Origin of the sequence: Vibrio sp. EA2 (assembly GCF_033042495.1) — a bacterium.
Taxonomy (GTDB): Bacteria; Pseudomonadota; Gammaproteobacteria; order Enterobacterales; family Vibrionaceae; genus Vibrio.
Genome location: NZ_JAWLID010000003.1, coordinates 72,120 through 93,540 on the forward strand (window position 1 = coordinate 72,120; position 21,421 = coordinate 93,540).

Below are 21,421 nucleotides of genomic sequence, written 5' to 3' on the forward strand. Positions count from 1 at the left end.
TCAATAAGAACGGTAACGTGCCGTGCCTTATTTATTTGCTAGCGAACCGGTGTACCCAGTAAGAGCCAAGTACACCGGAAAAATTAAAAGGGGAACGTTTCCCCAAAGCGAATTAACCTAAGGTAACGATCACTTCGTTTACTGAGCCTTCAGGTTGCACTGGTACTGATGTTCCATGCACAGCTTCACCGTTCAGAGTGATCAACTTCACGCCTTTGCTTACCGTGTCCGGGTTTACCACTTTGATGTTGTACGTCGCTCCCAGCCATTGGCGCGTCACTTCAAAACCTGGCCAGTTGGTTGGAATACATGGGTCGATAGTTAGTCCATCAAAACCAGTACGAACACCGAGAATGAAGTTTGTGACCGCAAAATAAGCCCAGCCAGAGGTACCCGTTAGCCAAGGGTGGTTAGCACGACCGTGATCCTGATGATCGCGTCCCATGATGAACTGAACGTATGAGTAAGGTTCTGCAACACGTTTTTCGATGATGTCGTTTTGGTTGTATGGGTTGAGTGCATCGTAGAACTTCATTGCACGGTCACCGCGACCGAGTTTCGCTTCTGCTACCCACGCCCAAGGGTTTGGATGTGAGAAAATAGCGCCGTTTTCTTTCACGCCTTGGTATACGCGTGTCACGAATCCGATATCGTCGTTTGGTGTTGCGAATGATGGCGAGTTCAGGTGCAAGCCGTATTCAGAGAACAGGTTCTCGTCTACCGCGTCCATTGCCTTTTCGCCACGTTCTTGAGATACCGCACCAGACAGAACCGCTAGTGTGTTTGACTCAAGGTGTACGCGGCCTTCTTTTTGCTGCACAGTACCAATCTTGTCACCGTTTTTCGTTAGACCACGGATGTACCAACCGCCTTCTTCGTCCCAAAGGTGGGTTTCACACGCTTCACGAACGTTGGCTGCCATCTCGGTGTATTTCTCAACGTCGGCGTCTTTGCCCAGGAATTTTGCCAGATCGATGAATTCCTGTAGTGCCCAGAAGTGTAGGAAAGACACCATTGATGATTCGCCACCACCTAGGTTGAGACAGTCGTTCCAGTCTGCGCGCAGACCTTTACAGATACCTGTCTGGCCAACGTATTCAGCAGAGAAGTCTAACGCTGCTTTCATGTGCTCATAAACCGTTGCATCGCCGCCATCTGCGTAAGGGATCACTTCATCAAAGAAGCTGTGCTCGCCTGTTTCCATCACATATTTACAGATGGTTGGCACTAACCATAGATGGTCATCAGAACAGGTGTCCTCAATGCCGTGAATCTTGTCTTCGTCAGACGGAGTCGGAACCACAGTTGGTGACTTAGATGGTTTCACATCCGCTTTCTCTGGATCGAACCAATCAGGATCAAACAGGTGTAGACCGTAACCTGCTTTAACTTGGCCTCGCAGAAGATCAACAATGCGTTTGCGTGTCATTTGTGGGTTAGCATGAGGCACCGAAATCGCATCTTGTGCCGTATCACGGTAGCCAAGGCCCGTACGACCGCCAACTTCGATGAAAGAAGCAAAACGAGACCAAACCACACACGTCTCTGCTTGGTATAGCGTCCAAGCGTTGATCATGGTGTCCAGACCTTCGTTTGGTGATTTTACTTGGAATTTGCCACAACGCTCATCCCAGTGTGCTTTGATGCCAGCAAACGCGTTATCTACTTCTGCTAGGTCTTGGTATTTAGTGCGCAGACGCTCACCATTGCCTTTACCGATACCTAGGATGTAAGCGAAGCGAACTTCTTCACCTGGTTGGATTGTAAATTGCTTATGCAGGGAACCACAGTGGTTGTAACAGGTTTGTGCAGTGTTAAAGCACTTGCCTTGTTCTACCGCAAGTGGGTTTGCTTCGTCACGGTATAGCCCCAGGAAGCTGTCACGCTGGCCATCGTAAGAGTCAGGATCAAACGTAGAAGCTAAGTAGTAGAAGCCTTCAAAATCGTTCGTGTTGTAGTACAGGTCGTATTCAATAACGCCTTGTTTGTATTCCGTTCCTGCAGAATACAAAGACATTTGATGGTTTTGGTTGTCTGACTGAATGTGACTGAAAGAGAACTCAACAAATGAGAAAGCACTGATGGTGCGTGGTTTGTCAGAGGTGTTCTTGATGACCACGTCCCAAATTTCGGCATCTTCACCTTTTGGTACGAATAGCGTTTTCGTTGCAGTAATGCCGCTGTATTCACACTTAAATTTAGAGTATGACAAACCGTGGCGAACTTCGTAGCTCGCTTCATCAAGGCTTTTTGCTACAGGTTGCCAAGAAATAGACCAGTAATCACCCGTTTCGTCATCTCTCAGGTAAACATAGTGTCCCGGGCGATCAAAGGTCGCATTGGGACGGAACTTGGTTACACGGTTGTATTCTGGTGAGTTGTAGAATGAGTAGCCACCTGCATTGTGTGAAATAACCGTACAGAACTTTTCAGTACCCAGATAGTTAGTCCAAGGAGCAGGTACATCTGGACGGGTAATGACATATTCACGATTTTCGTTATCGAAATAGCCGTATTTCATTTGTGTCGTTCCTTTTTACAAAGCTGCTTGAGCAGCCAAAAATTAAAATTCTTTAAAGCGCGCTGTCGTCGCGTATGTTTTCGTTACTTCCACGGTTGGCGGTAATTCACTCCCTGCAGATCGAGCAGTGGAAGGTGCCCCTTCAAACGTGATAGGTAATCAGTCCAGTTGCGGTGCTGCTTATCGGTCCAGCATGCTTCTGCTAATGCCGTCAGACGGGGAAATATCATGTAGTCCATACGTGGTTGGTTATTGATGATTTCGCACCAAAGTGCAGCCTGAATGCCCCGAATACGTTTTCTAACCGGATCGTCGTCTGCCACTTGTGCTAACGGCTCGTAGCTATACGCTGTCTCTAGTGGAATCGGGTTTGCCCAATCCACTCCAGGTTCTTCTGGCGCGTAGTCTTGAGTCATATCCAAGTAGGTGGTTTGGGCAGGTTGCAGCACCACATCGAAGCCTTGGCGAGCACAATTGAGTGCCGCTTCTTCACTTAGCCATGAGTAGATAACGGTATCTTTACTGACCTTGTTGCCATGCTGAGCTTCTTCCCATCCCTGCATTCGTTTACCAAGCCCGCGAAGTTTGTCTTCCGCATGACGCAAGAAGTGACCTTGCAGTTCTTTGTAGTCGCTATAGCCTTGTTGCTCCATCAACGCCTGACAGGCTGGGCTTTGCGACCAGACACCATGTGGTACTTCATCGGCCCCAATGTGGATATACGGTGCAGGAAATAAAGCGGCAACTTCTTCCAGCACTTTGTCGATAAATTCGTAACTGCCCGGTAGCGCTGGGTTAATCACGTTATCGTTGTAGTGCTGAATACTGCGATACTCGGTGGTGTCCTCTGCCTCTACAAGCATGTGAGGTAGTGACTTAATGGCGGCGCGGCAGTGGCCTGGTACGTCAATTTCAGGGATGACGGTAATACTGCGCTGCGCCGCATAGGCAACCACTTCTTTTATTTCTTCTTGGGTATAAAACCCGCCATAACGCTGAGACAAATGCGTATATTGCGGTTCAATGGACTCATCTAACCCGCGCCATGCCCCAATATTTGTCAGCTCTGGCAGGGATTTAATCTCGATTCGCCAGCCTTCATCGTCAGTAAGATGCCAGTGGAAGGTATTAAACTTGTAGTGTGCCAGTTGGTTGATAAGACGTTTCACTTGCTCTACGGAATGGAAGTGTCGTGCACAATCGAGCATCATTCCGCGATATTTGAAACGAGGTCTGTCTTTAATTGAGCAACAGACCACTTCCATAGAAGTATCTTCCCCATTTCTTCTGATAAGTTGGAGCAGGGTCGCACTTGCATGGGTGAATCCAGACTTTGAACCAGCCTCGATTTTTATCGATTCTTCGGTCACTTTGAGCCTATACGCACCTTTATCTAAGGTTGGATTACTTTTAAAGATAATCTGACTGTTATTAGACGCGGTAAGCTCAAACTGGTGAATACGTTTTAGTTCATCGAGCAACCAATCTTTTGCTGAATTGGCTAAATCGGAGTAAGTACTGATTCCAACACGGTTGTGAAGAGAAAAATAACTCTCGTGAACTTCAATATGGTTTGGCTTAGGTAATAAAGGCTGAGCGTGAATCAAACTCGGTGGAATGTCACTACGCTCGCGGTATGGCGAAGCCAGCACGATAGGTGTTACGTCAACCTCGGCTCGCTGAGTATTACCATTGACGACAAAATCAACCAGAGCTTCATTCAATCCGTCTGAATAATAGCGAAATGGATTTGAACCAATACTGAACTCACAATAGAAATTGTGATTAGCCGCCAGTACCATACTTTCTGGTTTGAGAGTACAGAAGCTCCCAATTTGGTTAAGTACACCGTTAGATACGCTGTCAGGTAAAATGAAGCGATCAAAAGCAAACGTCAGGTGCCAATAATGAAGATCTTGGTCACTTAAGTTATGAAAAGTCAGTCCAAAGCGACAATTTTGCTTTAGCTCAGATAGGACGACGAGGTCAACGCGATATTCCATATCTACTCCTGTTCTACCGATAGCGAGTAAAGGTTATGTTCAGGCTTGCCAGCAAACATAAGGGCTCCTTCAATCGCATCAAATTGAGGTTCTACAATCCACTTTTGAACGGGCGGAGATAGCCAGTGGAGAATGCGTTCAGCAATGCTTCCCATTAAACAAATACGGGTCGCTCCACGCTTGTTAAGTGCCATGAGAAACGTTTCTATATCAGCAGCAGTTTGTTTTAACATTTCAATGGCGAGCGTATCGCCTTGTTGTGCATGCTGGAAAATAGCTGGAGAAAACTGCCCGTAATCACGAGGTAATGCTTGTTTTGACCAAGCAACCACGTTATCTACGTCATTTTTGAAGTGTGCCATGACGTGCTGGGAGAGCGGGGTTTTCTCTCGGATACCATCTTCTGCCAATAAAACCTGCTGAATTAGGCGCAGCCCCATGACAGCACCACTACCTTGGTCTGAAATCGGAAACTCTCGGCCACCGACAACATGTTGTTGCAATCCTTTGAGGTAGATGCCGCAAGATCCCGTTCCTGCAATCATGATCGCGCCGTCTTGGCCGTTATGTGCGCCGATGCAAGCTCCGTAGGCATCTGTGTTTAATGTCATGCTGGCGAAAGGATGAGCGAGAGACATAAAAGCATTCCAAGAAGCTTTGTGTTCAGCCCCTGCGAGTGCTAACCCAACATGCATAGACGAAAAGTCTTGCTCAGATAACCCGCCTTGCTTAGCTGCCAACGAAATTGCCTCAATGATAGAAGTCATCGCTATTTCAGCACCAAGCATGATGTTGGCGCTGCCAGTTTTCGCCTCACCAAGAAAATTACCCTGGGCATTTTTAATGCGAGCGCGGCAAGAAGTACCGCCACCATCAATACCGACAAAATAGAACGCCATTGTATTACTCCTTAACGTCTACTGATAGGTGGTGAGCTTGGCTCATGATCGCGAGTAAGTACCACGCACCATGTGGGATCCACTGCTCTCCCCAACGCCAGTTTTGTAGGATGTCGTCCTTTTGTGCTGGTGGGTTAAAGGCGATGTCATTCTCGTCTTCAAAACCACCAGTGATACCATTACAGATACCGCCTTTCGCGTTAAAGAACCCATATTGTGGAAGGTAGTCTGGGTTATTTCGCCCATGGCCATCGAGCATGCACATGTCGTATGGGTTTAAGCCAACGATCCAGTTAAGCGCATCTTGTCCAAGACGTATCAGTTGTTGTTGTGTCTCATGTGATTCGATATAAGGCAGAGCGAGGTAAGACATTGATGCTAGTGAACCCAAGCGAGCATTCTCACCTTGCCACCAATAACCAGATTCATTGTTGTGGGCAACAAAGAAGGCATCACGTTTCGATTCTTCAACGCCTTTGACATATTGACGAGGGTAACCAAATGGATTGGTGACACGACTGGTGAGCTCCAATTCAAATTCGCATGCCTGGTTGACCGTCTGTTTTATGGACGCTGCCAACTCGGAGTCGTCTTCGATAGATAGGTATTCACAAAGAGCAATCACTGGTAATCCAGCTTCCGCTGCATGGAAGTAAGGGCGGCTACCATCTTGATTGGCTGACCAAAAATGCTTGAATTTATCATCACTCATTTGGCGGTCTGCCAGGCGTGAAGCCCACAGACGGCTTTCGTCCAAGTAACGGCTTTCTTTGGTTGTTTTAAACAGTTCAACACTGGCAAGCAGGGCACAGTACTCGTCTATGATGTTCTCTTCGCCATCATTGAGATATTGCTTGTTATGCTCTTTTAGGTGCCAGTAGCCATTCTCTGCGGTATTTAAATATTGCTGTTGATTGAACTCACCATGAACGGCTAAACGCGATGCAGCAGCAAGCGCCGCTATCGCGACTCCGCCACCTTGTCGGAAGCCAGCTTGATAATCATCGAACTTGTGACCAAGTTGCGTTTCGAAAGCACAGATTTCACGTTGGGCGGTATCTTTGCTCCATTTATCAAATACCGTCATGTAAAAGAAACCTTTCTCGTTTTGCATGCGAACAAGGAAGTCTGCACCATACAGCGCTTCTTCAATGAGGCGTGTGCGGGTGAAAGCAGCGATACTGTCGCTAGATTGGTGCAGAGAAAGTCCTTTTAGCATGTTCCAAACCACCATAGGGGTTTGTTGAGGATTAAGGTAGTTTGCGTACGAAAGGTGACTTAGATATTTGCTTACATCACCAGACGCATCGTACCAACCGCCATGAACATCGGCCGTCTGTTCGGAATTTAATAGCGTAGCCTGAAGATCGGCATGATCGAAAATTCCGCCGCAACGCTGAGATTTAAAGTAGTGGATTACATCGGAAAGAGTGCGATCCAGAAGAAGTTGTTCAGCAATTTCTAGCTGAGAAGAACAGTCGTTATCAAAGCGAAGATAATAGTGGCCTGGGATCTCAAATGACGAAAAATCGATAAGATAAAAATACCCCTGATGCCAATTCGCTACTTTCCCTTGCTCTTGTACCGAAAAGGTAGCAACGATTTGCTCGCTTTTGGCACAGACCAGTGTGGCAGTATCAGAAGACAAGTGTGATTGTTCTGTCTGTATTACCGCTTTTTTCGGCCCCAGACGCTCATAACCAATGTGGTTAGTCAGTAGCAGCATTTAATGTCTCCGCGAAACAAAACAATTGGAAATGGGCCAGTGTTCTCTGGCCCTAGTTATGCTTAGTTCTCAAATAGGTAACAACGGACAAAGTGGTTTTCAGATAGTTGGGTAACGCCTGGTAGTTGTTGGCGACACTTATCTGTTGCGTGTACACAGCGCCCCGCAAATGGGCAACCGACAGACTCCGGAGTCCAGAGAGGGATCTCTCCTTTGTTTCCTTTCAGTTTCTCGTGAATGGATTTAGATGGATCGGGTACTGCAGAAACCAACAATTGAGTGTATGGGTGTTGAGGATCATGAATGATTTCCTCTGTGTCTCCCCATTCCACCATGTGTCCGACGTACATTACTGCCAAATCTTCCGCGATGTAGCGCGCCGTTGCGATATCGTGCGTGATGTAGAGCAGAGACATTTGTTTCTCGAACTTCATCTCTTCCATCAGGTTTAGAACACCTGCTCGAATCGAGACGTCCAGCATTGACGTAGGTTCGTCTGCTAATACGACTTCTGCACCAACTGCAATGTTACGCGCTAGGTTTACACGCTGACGCTGACCACCAGAAAGCTGGTGAGGGAACTTTTGCGCGGTCTCTTTAGGCGGAATAAGGCCTACTTGTTCCAGCAAGTCATACACACGTTCTTCCAGCTCTTTCTTATTGCCCGGTGACACTTTTTTATGGATAAGCAGTGGTCGTGCAATATGGTGGAAAATGTTGTGCGTCGGGTTTAGTGAGCCAAACGGGTCTTGCCAGACCATTTGCACTCCTTCTCGGTAAGACATTAGATCTTGTCTTGAGTTGATGTCTTGAATATCACGCCCTTTGTATTCAATGATGCCTTCCGAAGGCGCATACATTTTCGCAATCATTTTTGCGGTAGTAGATTTACCTGAACCAGATTCACCTACAACAGACAAACCGCGGCTTTTATACATTTTGAATGATACGTCGTTGATCGCGCGCATCTTGGACTGCTTGATAGAGTTGCTATTTAACGGGAAGTCCTTAACGACGTTTTTACCCTCAATCAGCAACTCGCCGAGTTGTTGGCTCATAATTCTCTCCAGTGTAATTTTGTTTGTAGCTAACGTGATTTCGGGGTTTTAAACCTTAGCCTGAGCAATGGGTTCGCCGTACAAGTGGCAATTAGAGAAACGACTTGGCTCTATCTGACGCAACTGTGTCGGTATTTTTGTGCACGCTTCGTGGACACGGTCACAGCGAGCCTGAAAACGACAACCCTGCGGTATTTCAAGCAAGTTCAAAGGGTTTCCCGGGATACCTGTCAGTTTGGTCTTTGGACCAGTTAGTGGAGGGAAAGAGCTACCCAAACCTTTAGTGTATGGGTGGTAAGGACTTTCCAATATTTGCTGTGACGGTGCGACTTCAATCAGTTCACCTGAGTACATGATTCCAATGCGATCGGAGAACTCAACCATCAACGATAAGTCGTGGGTAATGAACAGAATTGAGAAGCCAAACTCTTCTTTAAGCGCATAAATTTTTTGCAAGATTTCACGTTGAACCACCACATCAAGTGCGGTTGTCGGTTCATCCATGATGATCATCTTAGGATTCAGAGCCAAAGCGATAGCAATGACTAAACGTTGGCGCATGCCACCAGAAAACTGGTGAGGGTAGTCATTAAGTCGGCTCGGATGAATATCGACGATTTCCAGTAAGCCTTCTGCGCGTTTCTTAGCTTGCTCACGCGTCATGTTGGTATGACGCATAATGACATCGCAGAACTGCTCTTCCATGGTCAGAACAGGGTTTAGTGCATTCATTGCACTTTGGAATACCATTGACATTTCGCTCCAGCGGAATGATTGCATGCGGCTATCACTGTATTGCAGGATGTCTTCGCCATTGAAGATTACCTCACCACCGGTGATGAACGCTGGCGGCTTATGAAGACGCATTAGCGAGAAAGCAACGGTTGATTTGCCACAGCCAGACTCACCAGCCAGACCAAAAACCTCGCCTGGCGCAATGTCAAAGCTGACGTTATTACAGGCACGGACATCGCCCGCATCGGTAATGTAATCTACGCATAGGTTGCGGATAGAAATTAGTGGTGCAGTCATGATTATTTATCTCCGCTCCATAGTGCATTTTGTGGTGCCAACTCAGGCTCACGTTCTTTCTTGTCTTTTGCTGCTAGCTTCTTCCAGCGTTTCATACCTTTGTGAGAGCGAAGCTGAGGGTTAGCAATTTCGTCAACAGCAAAGTTCAGTAGAGCAAGTCCAGTGACCAGAACAGTTAGAGCAATACACGGTGCTAACACCTCCCACCAAGCTCCGATCAGCATGGCTGATGAGGTTTGCACGTTGTAAAGCATGATGCCCCAGCTGATGGTGTTTGCGTCGCCTAAGCCCAAGAATGAGATAACGGCTTCGGTGTTGATGGCCAGCATGACGGAACCGATAAAACTTGCACCAACGATAGGAATCAGGTTTGGCAAAATCTCAACAAAGATGATTCGGAATGAAGATTCACCCAGAACCTCTGCTGCTTTAACGAATTCTTTTTCGCGCAGCGCCATCGTTTGTGAGCGGACAACACGTGCACCCCAAGCCCAGGAGGTCCCTGCAATGATTAAGGCGATGGTGAGTGGCCCCGCTTCACCGATAAACGCGGCGAGAACGAACAGCAATGGATATTGAGGAATAACCAGCATGATGTTCATGGCTGCACTTAACACATCATCGACTTTGCCGCCAAAGTAGCCCGCAGAAATACCGATAACCGTAGCTAAGAAGCAGACAATGATCCCTGCACCGAAACCCACACCTAGTGATACGCGAGCACCGTAAGCAACTTGTGCCCAGATATCGCGGCCCATGCGGCTGGTGCCTAAGACATGATCAGCCTTCTTCGACATTAGCAATGTGCGACGGTCATCAGCTAAATTTTTCGCAACCCAGCCATCAGGGTTACTTTGTGCCTGCTTTACGACAAAGCTAGGGTATTCATGTGGATTGCCCGTACGCTTGTCTGGTGCATGCTTAGTAATGACAGGTGCTGCAATAGCGATGAAAATGAAAATGGTGACAATACCAAGGCCAATTCGTGCGAATGAGTTACCTAAAATGAGTTTAAATAGTTCTTTCATGATTATTTGCCTCCGGTACGTAGGCGAGGGTCCAGAATCATGTACAGCATGTCAGCCATTAGGTTGAAGCAAAGCATGAACATCGTCATGATGATTAACTGACCTTGAAGTACTTGGTAGTCTCGAGCGTGGATGGCATTCAGTAGGACGGTGCCTAAGCCTGGATAGTTGAAGATCATTTCGATGATTAGCTGACCACCGATCGCCATACCCAAAGACATTGAAAGTGCGGTGACACTTGGAAGTAATGCGTTACGCGCGGCGTAATTGAATACCACACGGTTTTCACTCAGGCCCTTACCTTTCGCCATTGTGATGTAGTCTTCAGCCAACAGGTTGATCATGTTGTTACGCATATTGACCAGGAAGCCGCCAATTTGAACAATGGTTGCACAAAACAGAGGAAGCACTGCGTGGTAACCGACGTTCTTAATGAATTCCCAGCTTGTCCAATCCGGAACCGCGCCAGGAGTGTACGCGTAACCGGATGGGAACCACTTCAAACCAATAGCAAAGGTAAACAGGGCTAGCATGGCGATAACCATTTGTGGAATAGCTTGAACAATAAGGGTACCTGGCGTAACAAACGCATCATATTTGCTGCCGCGTTTCCATGCTGCAAAAATGCCGAGCACTGATGCGATAGAAAATGAAAGTACCACTGCAGTACCTGCCAGGAACAGTGACCAACCGAAGGCACTACCAAGCAAAGAGTTGACTGAAAGTGGGTAGAACTGAATTGAAGTACCTAGCTCCCAGCTTAGAATGTTTTTGATGTATGACAGGTACTGGATATAAATAGGCCCATCCACAAAACCCAGCAGCTCCTTCATGGCTGCGATTCGTTCAGGCGTAACCTGTACTGAAGCGTTGGCAAACATCATGGTAACTGGGTCACCAGGCATTGCTCGCGGAATGATAAAGTTTAACGTCGCTGCAACTAAGAGCGCGACAAGATAGAATGACAAACGTCTTAAAAAATAACCCATAACTTACACCTTACTCATCCAGATATTTTGTTCTGTTTCTGGTTACAGGTCGCTCCTAGCGAAATTTAGAGCGAGAAATCCCCTGACGACGAGCGCCATAAATTGGTTTCGTGATGAGGGGATTTTTATAGGCGGCATACAGGTGGTATGCCGCTAGAAATGAACTTCTACTTATTTAACTGGTTTTAGGTCCAGTACGTGTAGTAGACGCTCAGGGATACCTGCCCAAATGTTTGGACGGCCCTTAGGATTTTCTTCGTTCCACCAACCAGTGAAGCGTTTAGTGTTGTATTGGTACATGTAAGCACCTGACAGCACAGGGATAGTTACTTGATCTTCCGCGATGATTTTTTGGATACCGTGTGCGATTTCTAGCTGTTCTTGCTTATCAGCTGTTTTGTAGAAGCTGTTAAGTAGTTTGTCTAGGTCTTCGTTTTTGTAGAAGTGCATCGCGAAACGAGGCATACCTTCACCAGACTGTAACTCTGAGTTATAGGAGCTGTTCCAGTATAGGTGTGGATCGGCACCGTGGAAGTAGTTTGTGTATGCTACGTCGTAAGTACCTTCAAGCATCGCTTGGTTGTATACCGAGAAGTCTGGTGTACGAGCACGTGCTTTGATGCCGACTTCTGCTAGTTGCTCAACAGCCAGTTGCACTGTGTTGTTAAAGTCTGTCCAGCCATTTGGAGATTGAATCAGAAGCTCAAAAGATTTACCTGACGGAGTGTCTACAAAGCCATCTTTGTTGACATCTTTAAAGCCAGCTTTAGCTAGAAGTTCTTTAGAACCTTCAACATTGTATGTGTTGTAGCCTTTGTATTTGTTGTGCGTTGCTTCGTCAGACCAAGCTTCGAATGCGTAGCCTAAACCTGAAGCGAAATCGTTCACCGTACCACCACCGTAGAAAGCGATGTCGATGATAGTTTGACGGTCAAGCGCCATAGAGAACGCACGACGGAAATCGACGTTGGTTAGAGCTTCATTCTTCGCAGCATCTGGGTTTTTGAAGTTTACTACGAACGCTTGCGTACCTGATGGTGGGTACCAGTAGTGATGGCTAGGGCTGGCTGCTGCGTATGTACGATCGATATCTGGTACGAAAGAAGAAGTCCAGTCCATTTCACTGTTAACGATTTTGCCTAGGAATTGGTCGTTGTTCGCGATTTGCGGTACACGTAAACAGTCAACATCTAAGTTATCAGCATCCCAGTAGTTCGGATTTTGACACTGGATGTAAAGCTGAGGAGTGAATGTATCCACTTCGGTAAATGGGCCAGTACCTACAGGGTTTTCATTGGTGAAGGTTGATGGATCTTTTACTTTGCTCCATACATGCTCAGGTACGACAGGTACTTTAACAATTTCGTAAGGAACGTTTGAGTTTGCTTCTGTTAGGCGGAACTTAACCTGGTAGTCATTCAACTTTTCTACGCTAGTAACCCAAGAGTTGATACCTGACTGGTCTAGCTCTGGTTTCTCTTTTACTAGGTTGAAAGAGTAAACCACATCATCAGCAGTAAACGCCTGACCATCAGACCATTTCACGCCCTTACGAATATCGAAAGTCACGCTCATCAGGTCGTCGGCCATTTGGAAGTTTTCTGCTAGACGAAATACAGGTGTGTTACCGTGCATTTCGTTGAAAATAACCAGAGGCTCGTAAATAAAGTCGGTTGTTGTGTGCAGGTTAGTTGCACCCAAGAAAGGGTTAAAGTTACGAACAAACGTTGTAAACTCTTTAGGGTGGATAGTTAGTTCACTGCGCTCTGCCGCAGTTGCTACCGATGCAAAACCTGTAGTAGCTGTAGCAATTATTGCTGTTGCTAGTGCTGTTTTTTTAATATTGGCAAGCATAGCTGTTCCTTACTGTTTGCTTCATTTCACTATATGGAATTGAATGTCATCAATTGATAAACACTCGCCATGACCCACCTCTAGAGTTATTGCAACTTAAGCTTTCACCTTCATCACATGTAGAGTGGCCTGTAGGTCTTCGGCAGGAGTAAGAAAACACCTTATCTTGAAAATAATCAAACTCGCATCCCGTTAAAAACGTCAAAAAGGGTGGGTATCACGTTATAAACGTCATTTTGTTTGCTTTTGAACCAAATTGGGCTGGAAAACAAACCTTGATATGCGTCGCAGTTTATATTCCCCTGGATGATGTATGTTAGTGTCTACTTACTCACCATGCCTTACTTAAAATGGTATTTTCTTGTTTTAGTGAGTTAGGAGATCTCGATCACGCACGTGTTTCATGTTAATTCATAAGGTGAAATTTAATCTGCCGTTCTGTTGTGATTGACTTCGCAATCTGTGTCATTAATTTATAAACTTATACTTTAAATGATGAAATTTTCGCCTTTTCTTATTTTGTGTATCGCTGATTATAATGCTTTTTTTATCTCGTAAATAAAGAGATTTTGCGTGATCTTTATTGTGAAAAAAATCCAACGAACATGAACCAGAAATTTGAATTCTTGGCGGGATAATAGCGTCTGCACTAGTTAAATTTGGACTTGCTACAGAGGTTTACTCAGCTGGATGATTTGTATGATGGTTTTTCTGATGGAATAGGTGGCAAGCCATTTTTGTCCTGTTTCCTTTCACTAATAAATAGGCGATTGAAGCCGCAGTAGAAGTAGCCCAGATATAAAAAGCCCCCAACAATCTGCCTCTGATTATTGGGGGCTGTACAAAACGGAGTTCTTTAACCTGGCGTTTCTAGCTGGTCAGTAACTTTTGCAGTTTATCTCGTTGAGCTTCAATATAAGCACGTTCCGGACTTTGTTCTTTACAATGCTCAAGAATAAACTCGATAGAGCTTAGAACGGTTCTCCAACGCGGAGTTTTAGGTAAGGTTTCAATGCGCATGTATTTATCTAGAGTACGGGTTTGTAGTGTACTTCTATCAAGGTAAACGCGCCAAAGACCACTTTGCTCGGCAAAAGCAAACTTACTTTCTCCAGTAACAGACTCCCAGTATTCCAAAGCATGTGTCATTGCCTCAACTAGCACTTCACGCATCACTTCCTGTTTATCTTTTTTATTGCCTAACGCTCTGTCTGCCAGTCGAGTGAACTCTCCCCCAAGCTCTTTAAGCTTCTGCAGCTGCTCTTTGTCGCCGTCAAATGCATAGCGAGAAAGCACCTCTACTGCTGTTTCTAGGTTATGGGTACGGGTTGTATTTACGCCCCCTCCGACATTAAATATATACATAACGTCTAAGCCGGACCCTTCAGGAAGTTTGAGAATATCCGCTCCAATATTTTGACGAATATCCTCAACATAGATATCAATTTTCCCGCAATAATGTGGTTGCTTCACGGTGAGGAATTTTGGCGCGATCAGCTCATCAGCAGAAGAGCGTTTAATTTGCTCCAGACTACGCTTGAATAACTTGCATGCAGCTTCGTTGGCAAATCGAATACGCTGATCTTCGCGTAAGCAGATGATGGCCTCTGGAGCGGATTCAAGTTGTTCTAGCAGGCGGCCCTGAGTTTCAAGCAGGCTGGCTTCTACTTCGGCTCGTTTACGAAGTTCCGACTCAAGTAGCTTATTCTCTATATGACGCATTTCCGCTTTACTTGCAGTTAAATGGGCTTGAATTCTGGCTGCAAGTTCTTGTTTGTTAAAAGGCTTGGACAAGTAATCGTTCGCTCCGGCCTCAAAGCCTCTAACACGATCTTCTGTTTGGCTGAGGGCCGTTAGCATAATGATTGGCAGCTCAGCATGATCATAGCTTTGACGCAGTTCACTGCATACCTGGTAGCCACTCATTCCCGGCATCATAATATCGAGTAGCAGCAATTCCGGTTTTTCTTGTTCGATAAGAGCCAGTGTTTCGGGACCATCCGAAATTGTTCGGACACGATAACCCTCTAAGCGTAAAAAGCTTTCAAGGACACGCAGGTTAACTGGTTCGTCGTCTGCTACATAAAGCAGTGGACCGTCAGGGTTCTCTGGCAGTGATAGGTCATCGGTATTGTCTAGGTTAATTTCGGGTACTTGGAAATGCCCGCAGGCAGCCAGTGTTTGCGTGGCCTGAATCTCTTCCTCACTGGCAAGAGGTAAAGTGAAGCTGAATGTAGTACCTACCATTGGTTGGCTACTCACATATAAAGAACCACCCATTAGCTCAATCAATTGGCGGCTAATTGATAAGCCTAATCCAGCACCTTGACGGTAGCGACTCTCATCTTGTCCAGCTTGAATCAAAGGCTCAAAAATGTGCTCAAGATGTTCGGCAGGGATACCTTGACCAGTATCGACTACCTGAACTCGAACATGATCATCAACGACACCCGCTGAAATAACGATCTTACCTTCTGATGTGTATTTAATGGCATTACCTATTAAATTGTAAAGGACCTGTTCGAGTCGCTGAGGATCTGCCGATACTGCTTTGAGATCATTGGGCACCTGATTGATGATTCGGATGGTCTTGTTGCCAAGTAAATGACCAGACAGCTCTAGTACTAGTCGGGTTGAGCTCGCCAGATTGACCGCTGACTTTTGGATGTCCATGCTACCGTAACGCATTTTATGGTAATCCAATAAGTCGTCGACCAGATTTGCTAAGCGCTGGCCACTTTTAATAATAATATCAAGTTGATACTTCTGGTTTGCCGGAATAGGACCATTGGCGCCAGATATCAGGGTCTCAGCAATGCCGACCATACCATGTAAAGGTGTACGCAGTTCATGTGAGGTGGTGGCCAGAAACTCATCCTTTAGCTTATCTGCCAGTTGCAGCTCGTCATTTTGCTTTTGAATTAAGCGGATATTGCTTTCCAACTCCTCATTCTGCTTTTTAATCGTCTGAATTTTTTCACGGATAGACCGTTGCATACGCTCAAAGCTGATGGCTAAGCGGCCAATTTCGTCTTTCCGAACCGTATCAAATGTCGTTTCATCCAGATCGCCTGCTGATACTCGCTCTGCAGCCCAGGTTAGTTTGAGCAGTGGTGAGGTAATGAAATTCGATAGGTAGTGTGAGGAAATCACAACCAATATGATTGCCGTCAGCATCGCAATGACAAAGAGCTTTTCCAGCTGGTGGATACGAGAAAAAGCGTCTTTCTCTGGCAATTGCACGACCAAAGCCCAGTTAACTCCGCGTGTCTTAACTGGTGCATAGGCAGCGATAATGGCTTCACCAAGCTCGTTTTTATAAGTACCTACGTTAGTTTGACCAGAAAGCGCTTGATTGATGACCTCCATGCTGTTTTGAATGTCATCGCGTTTGGTGTTGATTGTTCGAGGTTGTTGGTCGCCTCCTACTAACAAGGTTTCAATGGACGATTCGCGGTTTTTATCGGCCACTAATTTAGTCATGCCGTTGTTTGGCAATCGGAACATGGCATAGCTGTGAAGATAACCCTGCTGCACGATAGGAGCGCCAAGCCAGGCAACTTGCTTACCATTTTCAAGTTCAAAGTCTGAAACCAGGATTGGGGTATAGTCTTCGTTCACTTTACGGCGCTCGTTGACATCGTCGGCTAAGCGCTGAAACGCTTTACCTAGCGCAGAATCTTTATAGCGACCAGTGAGAAGGTTGGTGCCGTAATTGTCATCTTTATTGATTGAGTAAGTCACGTTGCCGTTGATATCAACTAACAGTATGTCATTGAACTCAGAACGTTTAAGAAGCTCTAAATACGCCCAATGGTAGCGTTTGTGGAGTAGGCGATAACGCTCACTACCGACAAAGTTGGATGACTCCGGCAATATTGACGTTTTAGTCTGATCACCGCTGCCTTTTATATAACGTTGCTGCGCATTTTTACGGGACTCGTCAATATCATTTCCTAAGCGACTGAATGCATTGACTAAACCATAGAAGCGTCCGCCGCTGGCGTAGGCTAACTCAGAGCGAACGAAGCCCATCACTTCAGTTTCGCGAGCTTCAAAGTAGTCAACAATCTGCTGTTGTTTGGTATCTCTTACGGATAAAAGATGTGAGGTGCTTTGTTCTTGCAGATCTTGACTGTGTGACTGCAGGAAATAAAACGCGGTAATAGTTAAAGGCGTAAGGCTGAGGACAAGAAACGCAGTCATCAGCGTGCTTTGTAGACGCTTAAACTTCTGTTTTTTGTAGAATTTGAACATGGATAAGATTGCAACTCGTAAAGGGCAGCAACAATTTTAATGATTGCTACCAAGGTTCTCGTTAAAAACGGATAAGACGTTAAATTCGATAGAAATAACAAAATTAACGAGTTTTTTTGCTTTGACAAGAAAGTTGGTTGCAAAGCGTGCAGAGTCACGCAGTTTTTCTTCTGTTTGTTGAATTTATCGCTAAAAATCGCGCAGGTTATTGCCTGCGCGGAGGGAGGTTACGGCTTTTTGGCGTAATAAATTGAGAACTTCTTAGTCTTATTTAGCGTCTCGCATTTATTGAAAGCGCTTTCAATAATTGGCGGGTACTTTAAGAAGCTGTTTGCCACAATGATCATTTCCCCCTGATTTTTCAGATATTGTGGTGCATCACCAAGCAAGGTTTCTGCGGCATTGTAATTCGTATCTAAACCACTATGGAAAGGGGGATTACTGATGATAAATTGGTAGTCGTTTGCGGTATCTGAATAAATATCCGAAGCAAATACTTTGCCTTCCAAGCCATTGGCTTTAAGTGTTGCTTGGCTTGATGTAATTGCGTAGGCGTTGATATCGCACATTTCAATTTCTATTTCAGGGTTGGATTTCGCCATGAATGCGCCAAGCACGCCTGCACCGCAACCAAAATCAAGCACCTTACCGGACAAAGGCGGTAAAGTTTCCAACAATAACTGGCTTCCTAGATCGAATTCGCCATGGCTGAACACTCCGGGTAAGCTTTTGACCTGCAGCGATTGGTTGCCGAGGTTGATGGTGTAGGACTTAAACCAGTCGAGCTGATTAAATGGCGCTGGTTCATTGACACACTGTCCCCAGTAAAAAGAGCAGCGACGTGCGGAGTCGTATTTATTGATCGGGCCATAGTCTGTGAACATCTTCTCGATACTTTTGATACCAGACCGGTTTTCTCCAACGACCACGATCTCTGTGTCGATACCAAGTTTCGCCATGAGCATTGCCAGTAAATATTCCGCTTCTGCTTTGGCTTTTGGCCAGTAGAGGAGCACCATGTCTGCCTGGGTATCGATGTTAAACTCTGAGCCAAAGTGGCTTTTTATTTTGTCAGATGTACGAATTTGACGGTAATAGCTGTAGTTCGAGGTGAAAACTTCTACAGACTCACAGTGAGCGGTTAGCTCAATAGGGAACAGATCTTCAACTTCACCTGCAACTAAAACATGCTTTCCCTGAAAGTATTCCAGCTGGCGTTGTGCTATTTGGCTTGGAGCAATATAAGCAGACATAAACTTGGTTCATCAGAAATAATTAGGGCCAGATTTTCTCACAATCTGGCCCAAGCTTGAAGTCATTAACGAGTCACTAGCTGTTGTCTTGATCGTTGAGGAAGTCTTTAAATTCCTCTTCATAGATATTAAATAGCACCATAGTGATGGCAAAAATCAGTGGGCCATAAATCAGGCCGATGAGTCCAAACAGTTGCAGACCACCCAATAGTGAGAAGAAAATCATTAAGGTGTTCATTCCCGAACTGCCTTGCATCAGTAGTGGGCGCAATAAATTATCAATTGAGCCAACAATAACCACACTCCACGCTGCTAGGAAAATTGCCCAGGTTGTATCACCCGTAAGGAAAAGGTAAGTCGCCGCCGGTATCCAGATCAAAGCGGTACCTACGACAGGAATGAATGAAGCAAAGCCCATCATTGTGCCCCAGAATAGACCTGGGAAACCCGCCAGCCACATGCCAATCCCACCGGCGAAACCTTGTGCAATGGCGGTAAGGAATGATCCCATTACCGCTGACTTTGATACTTGCTCAATTTCGGTCAGAATTTTGTCTTCCTGACTGCGTGACAGGGGAAGAATATGTCGAATGGCGGAAATTATTTTGTCGTGATCGCGCAACAAAAAGAACAGGACAAACAACATAAGGAAGAAGTCCATCAAGAAATTTGTCGCATCACCGAGAATTTTGGCGCTGATGGTGACCAGATTCGAACCAAATGATGTGGCGAACTGGCCGATTTTTTCCGCAATGGCTTTTGGTTCTATTGTATCGAATGGTAAGTACTCATTAACCAATGCTAATGCCTTTATAACTAAAGGATGCTGGAAAATATCCTGAATTCCACCATTCGTTACCCACTTATAAGTATTTTGTGAAAACAAGGAGCCTTGCTGAACGATGGCAGCAAAAACAAATAGCAGTGGAATCACAATAATAAAGGTCAGTACCACACAAGACAGTAGCGAAGCCATGTTCCTATGTTTTGGCATTTTTTGCTCAAACCATTCGTGTATCGGGAACATGAGTAATGAAATGATAAAAGCCATTACGATCGAGTTGATGTAAGGTTCGACCAATAAGTAGCAAGCAAAAGCAGCGGCGAGTAGGGCGACCATTAGTACGCGATGACTCGACGTGATTTTCACATTGTTTGGCATAAGATAAATCCAACTTGCGGGTGACATGTACGGTTTCTAGCTTATAACACGGGCTTTGAACCTTTATTACTGTATGTACTAACGTACTTATAATATCGTGGTATTAGAGCCTAGTAGCATACCTTGTTATAATGACGACAAATCAGTCGGTTATCAATCAGGAGATGTAAAATGGGTTGTTGTAATGGTGACAAGTCGTGTCAAAACGAGAAAAAAACCAAGCGCACTCCGTGGTTAGGTATTGTGGTTGGTGTACTCGTTGTCTTAGTGATTTTGAATTGGCAATAAAAAAGGACCGAGGAGGTCCTTTTGAGATTCGTCGTTACTGCCTTTGAAGAATTATTGCGCTTCAGCGGCCAGTGTTGCAAAACAGCGGTCTGCGGCTTCGAGCGTGGCATCGATTTCTTTGCTGCCGTGAGCCAAAGAAGTGAAACTTGCTTCAAATGCAGAAGGTGCAAGGTAAACGCCGTGATCCAGCATCAGGTGGAAGAATCGTTTGAAGCGTTCTACATCACACTTAGTCACGTCTTCGTAGGTGGTTACGCTTTCCTGATCAGTGAAGAAGAACCCAAACATGCCACCCACTTGGTTCACCACCAAAGGAATGCCATGTTTATCTGCCAGAGATTTAAAGCCATCTGCTAGCTGCTTAGTTTTTGAAGCCAGACGCTTTTCGTTGCCTTCTTCTTTGAGCAGGCTCAAACTGGCGAATCCTGCCGCCATAGCCACAGGGTTACCAGAAAGTGTACCAGCCTGGTATACAGGACCTGTTGGCGCTACGTATTGCATTACGTCTTTACGACCACCAAACGCGCCCACTGGCATACCACCGCCGATCACTTTACCTAGCGTAGTTAGGTCTGGTTTGATGTTGTAGTATGCTTGAGCACCACCAAGCGCAACACGGAAGCCGGTCATTACTTCATCAAATATCAGTAGCGCGCCTTCTTGATCACAGATTTCACGCAGGCCCTCATGGAAGCCTTCTACTGGTGGAATACAGTTCATGTTGCCAGCGACAGGCTCAACGATGATACAAGCAATTTCCCCTTTGTTGGCAGCAAAAAGCTCACGAACTGAATCGAGGTCGTTGAATGTGGCTGTCAGGGTGTGTTTAGCAAAATCAGCCGGAACGCCTGGAGAGCTTGGTTGGCCTAGAGTCAGCGCACCAGAGCCTGCTTTTACTAGCAAGCTATCAGCGTGACCATGGTAACAACCTTCGAATTTCATGATTTTGTCGCGGCCAGTGAAACCACGAGCAAGGCGAATCGCACTCATGGTTGCTTCAGTACCAGAGCTAACCATACGCAGTTGTTCCATCGATGGCACCAGTTCAGAAACCAGTTCTGCCATTGAAATTTCTAGCTCAGTTGGCGCGCCAAAGCTCAGGCCACGTTGCGCAGCTTCGATCACAGCTTCGCGAATCACTGCATGGTTGTGACCAAGGATCATTGGCCCCCAAGAACCGACGTAATCAATATACGCCTTACCATCGGCATCAAAAATCAGAGCACCGTCTGCTCGCTCGATAAATAGCGGAGAACCGCCTACGCCGTTGAATGCACGAACAGGTGAGTTTACACCGCCTGGAATGGTTTTCTGGGCTTTGTCATACAGTTCTGATGATTTGGTCATGGGG

General features: G+C 45.8%; 13 protein-coding genes. All 13 read right to left on the bottom strand.

Annotated features, from left to right (window positions below):
- Positions 1-112: 112 nt before the first annotated feature.
- The 13 genes from RXX31_RS08340 to hemL all read right to left on the bottom strand — a co-directional run bounded on the left by RXX31_RS08340 (position 113) and on the right by hemL (position 21,417).
- Positions 113-2,521, bottom strand: coding sequence for a GH36-type glycosyl hydrolase domain-containing protein (locus tag RXX31_RS08340; protein ID WP_317588681.1), 2,409 nt, complete (start codon positions 2,519-2,521; stop codon positions 113-115).
- 83 nt (positions 2,522-2,604) lie between these two features.
- A complete protein-coding gene (locus tag RXX31_RS08345) occupies positions 2,605-4,524 on the bottom strand; it encodes a beta-N-acetylhexosaminidase (RefSeq protein ID WP_317588682.1) in 1,920 nt (639 codons plus the stop codon).
- A gap of 2 nt (positions 4,525-4,526) precedes the next feature.
- The gene (locus RXX31_RS08350; protein ID WP_317588684.1) at positions 4,527-5,423 is read right to left on the bottom strand and encodes an N-acetylglucosamine kinase; all 897 of its coding nucleotides are present in this window, start codon (positions 5,421-5,423) and stop codon (positions 4,527-4,529) included.
- A gap of 4 nt (positions 5,424-5,427) precedes the next feature.
- The gene (locus RXX31_RS08355) at positions 5,428-7,149 is read right to left on the bottom strand and encodes a glycoside hydrolase family 9 protein (protein WP_317588686.1); all 1,722 of its coding nucleotides are present in this window, start codon (positions 7,147-7,149) and stop codon (positions 5,428-5,430) included.
- A gap of 62 nt (positions 7,150-7,211) precedes the next feature.
- Positions 7,212-8,207 (bottom strand): ABC transporter ATP-binding protein, encoded by a 996-nt coding sequence (locus tag RXX31_RS08360; RefSeq protein WP_317588687.1) that lies wholly within the window; start codon positions 8,205-8,207, stop codon positions 7,212-7,214.
- A gap of 48 nt (positions 8,208-8,255) precedes the next feature.
- Positions 8,256-9,239: an ABC transporter ATP-binding protein gene (locus RXX31_RS08365; protein ID WP_317588688.1), complete on the bottom strand. Its 984-nt coding sequence runs from the start codon at positions 9,237-9,239 to the stop codon at positions 8,256-8,258.
- A gap of 2 nt (positions 9,240-9,241) precedes the next feature.
- Positions 9,242-10,267, bottom strand: a complete 1,026-nt coding sequence (locus tag RXX31_RS08370; protein WP_317588689.1) for an ABC transporter permease — start codon at positions 10,265-10,267, stop codon at positions 9,242-9,244.
- 2 nt (positions 10,268-10,269) lie between these two features.
- Positions 10,270-11,256, bottom strand: coding sequence for an ABC transporter permease (locus RXX31_RS08375; protein WP_317588690.1), 987 nt, complete (start codon positions 11,254-11,256; stop codon positions 10,270-10,272).
- Positions 11,257-11,427: 171 nt separating this feature from the next.
- Positions 11,428-13,110, bottom strand: a complete 1,683-nt coding sequence (locus tag RXX31_RS08380; protein WP_317588692.1) for an ABC transporter substrate-binding protein — start codon at positions 13,108-13,110, stop codon at positions 11,428-11,430.
- 870 nt (positions 13,111-13,980) lie between these two features.
- Positions 13,981-17,367, bottom strand: coding sequence for a response regulator (locus RXX31_RS08385; RefSeq protein WP_317588694.1), 3,387 nt, complete (start codon positions 17,365-17,367; stop codon positions 13,981-13,983).
- A 227-nt stretch (positions 17,368-17,594) separates the two neighbouring features.
- Positions 17,595-18,620: a 16S rRNA (guanine(1207)-N(2))-methyltransferase RsmC gene (gene rsmC / locus RXX31_RS08390; protein WP_317588695.1), complete on the bottom strand. Its 1,026-nt coding sequence runs from the start codon at positions 18,618-18,620 to the stop codon at positions 17,595-17,597.
- Positions 18,621-18,696: 76 nt separating this feature from the next.
- A complete protein-coding gene (locus RXX31_RS08395) occupies positions 18,697-19,782 on the bottom strand; it encodes an AI-2E family transporter (RefSeq protein WP_317588697.1) in 1,086 nt (361 codons plus the stop codon).
- Between the two features lie 339 nt (positions 19,783-20,121).
- Positions 20,122-21,417 carry a glutamate-1-semialdehyde 2,1-aminomutase gene (hemL, locus tag RXX31_RS08400; protein WP_317588699.1) on the bottom strand — a complete coding sequence of 432 codons (1,296 nt, stop codon included), beginning with the start codon at positions 21,415-21,417 and terminating at the stop codon, positions 20,122-20,124.
- Between the last annotated feature and the right edge of the window lie 4 nt (positions 21,418-21,421).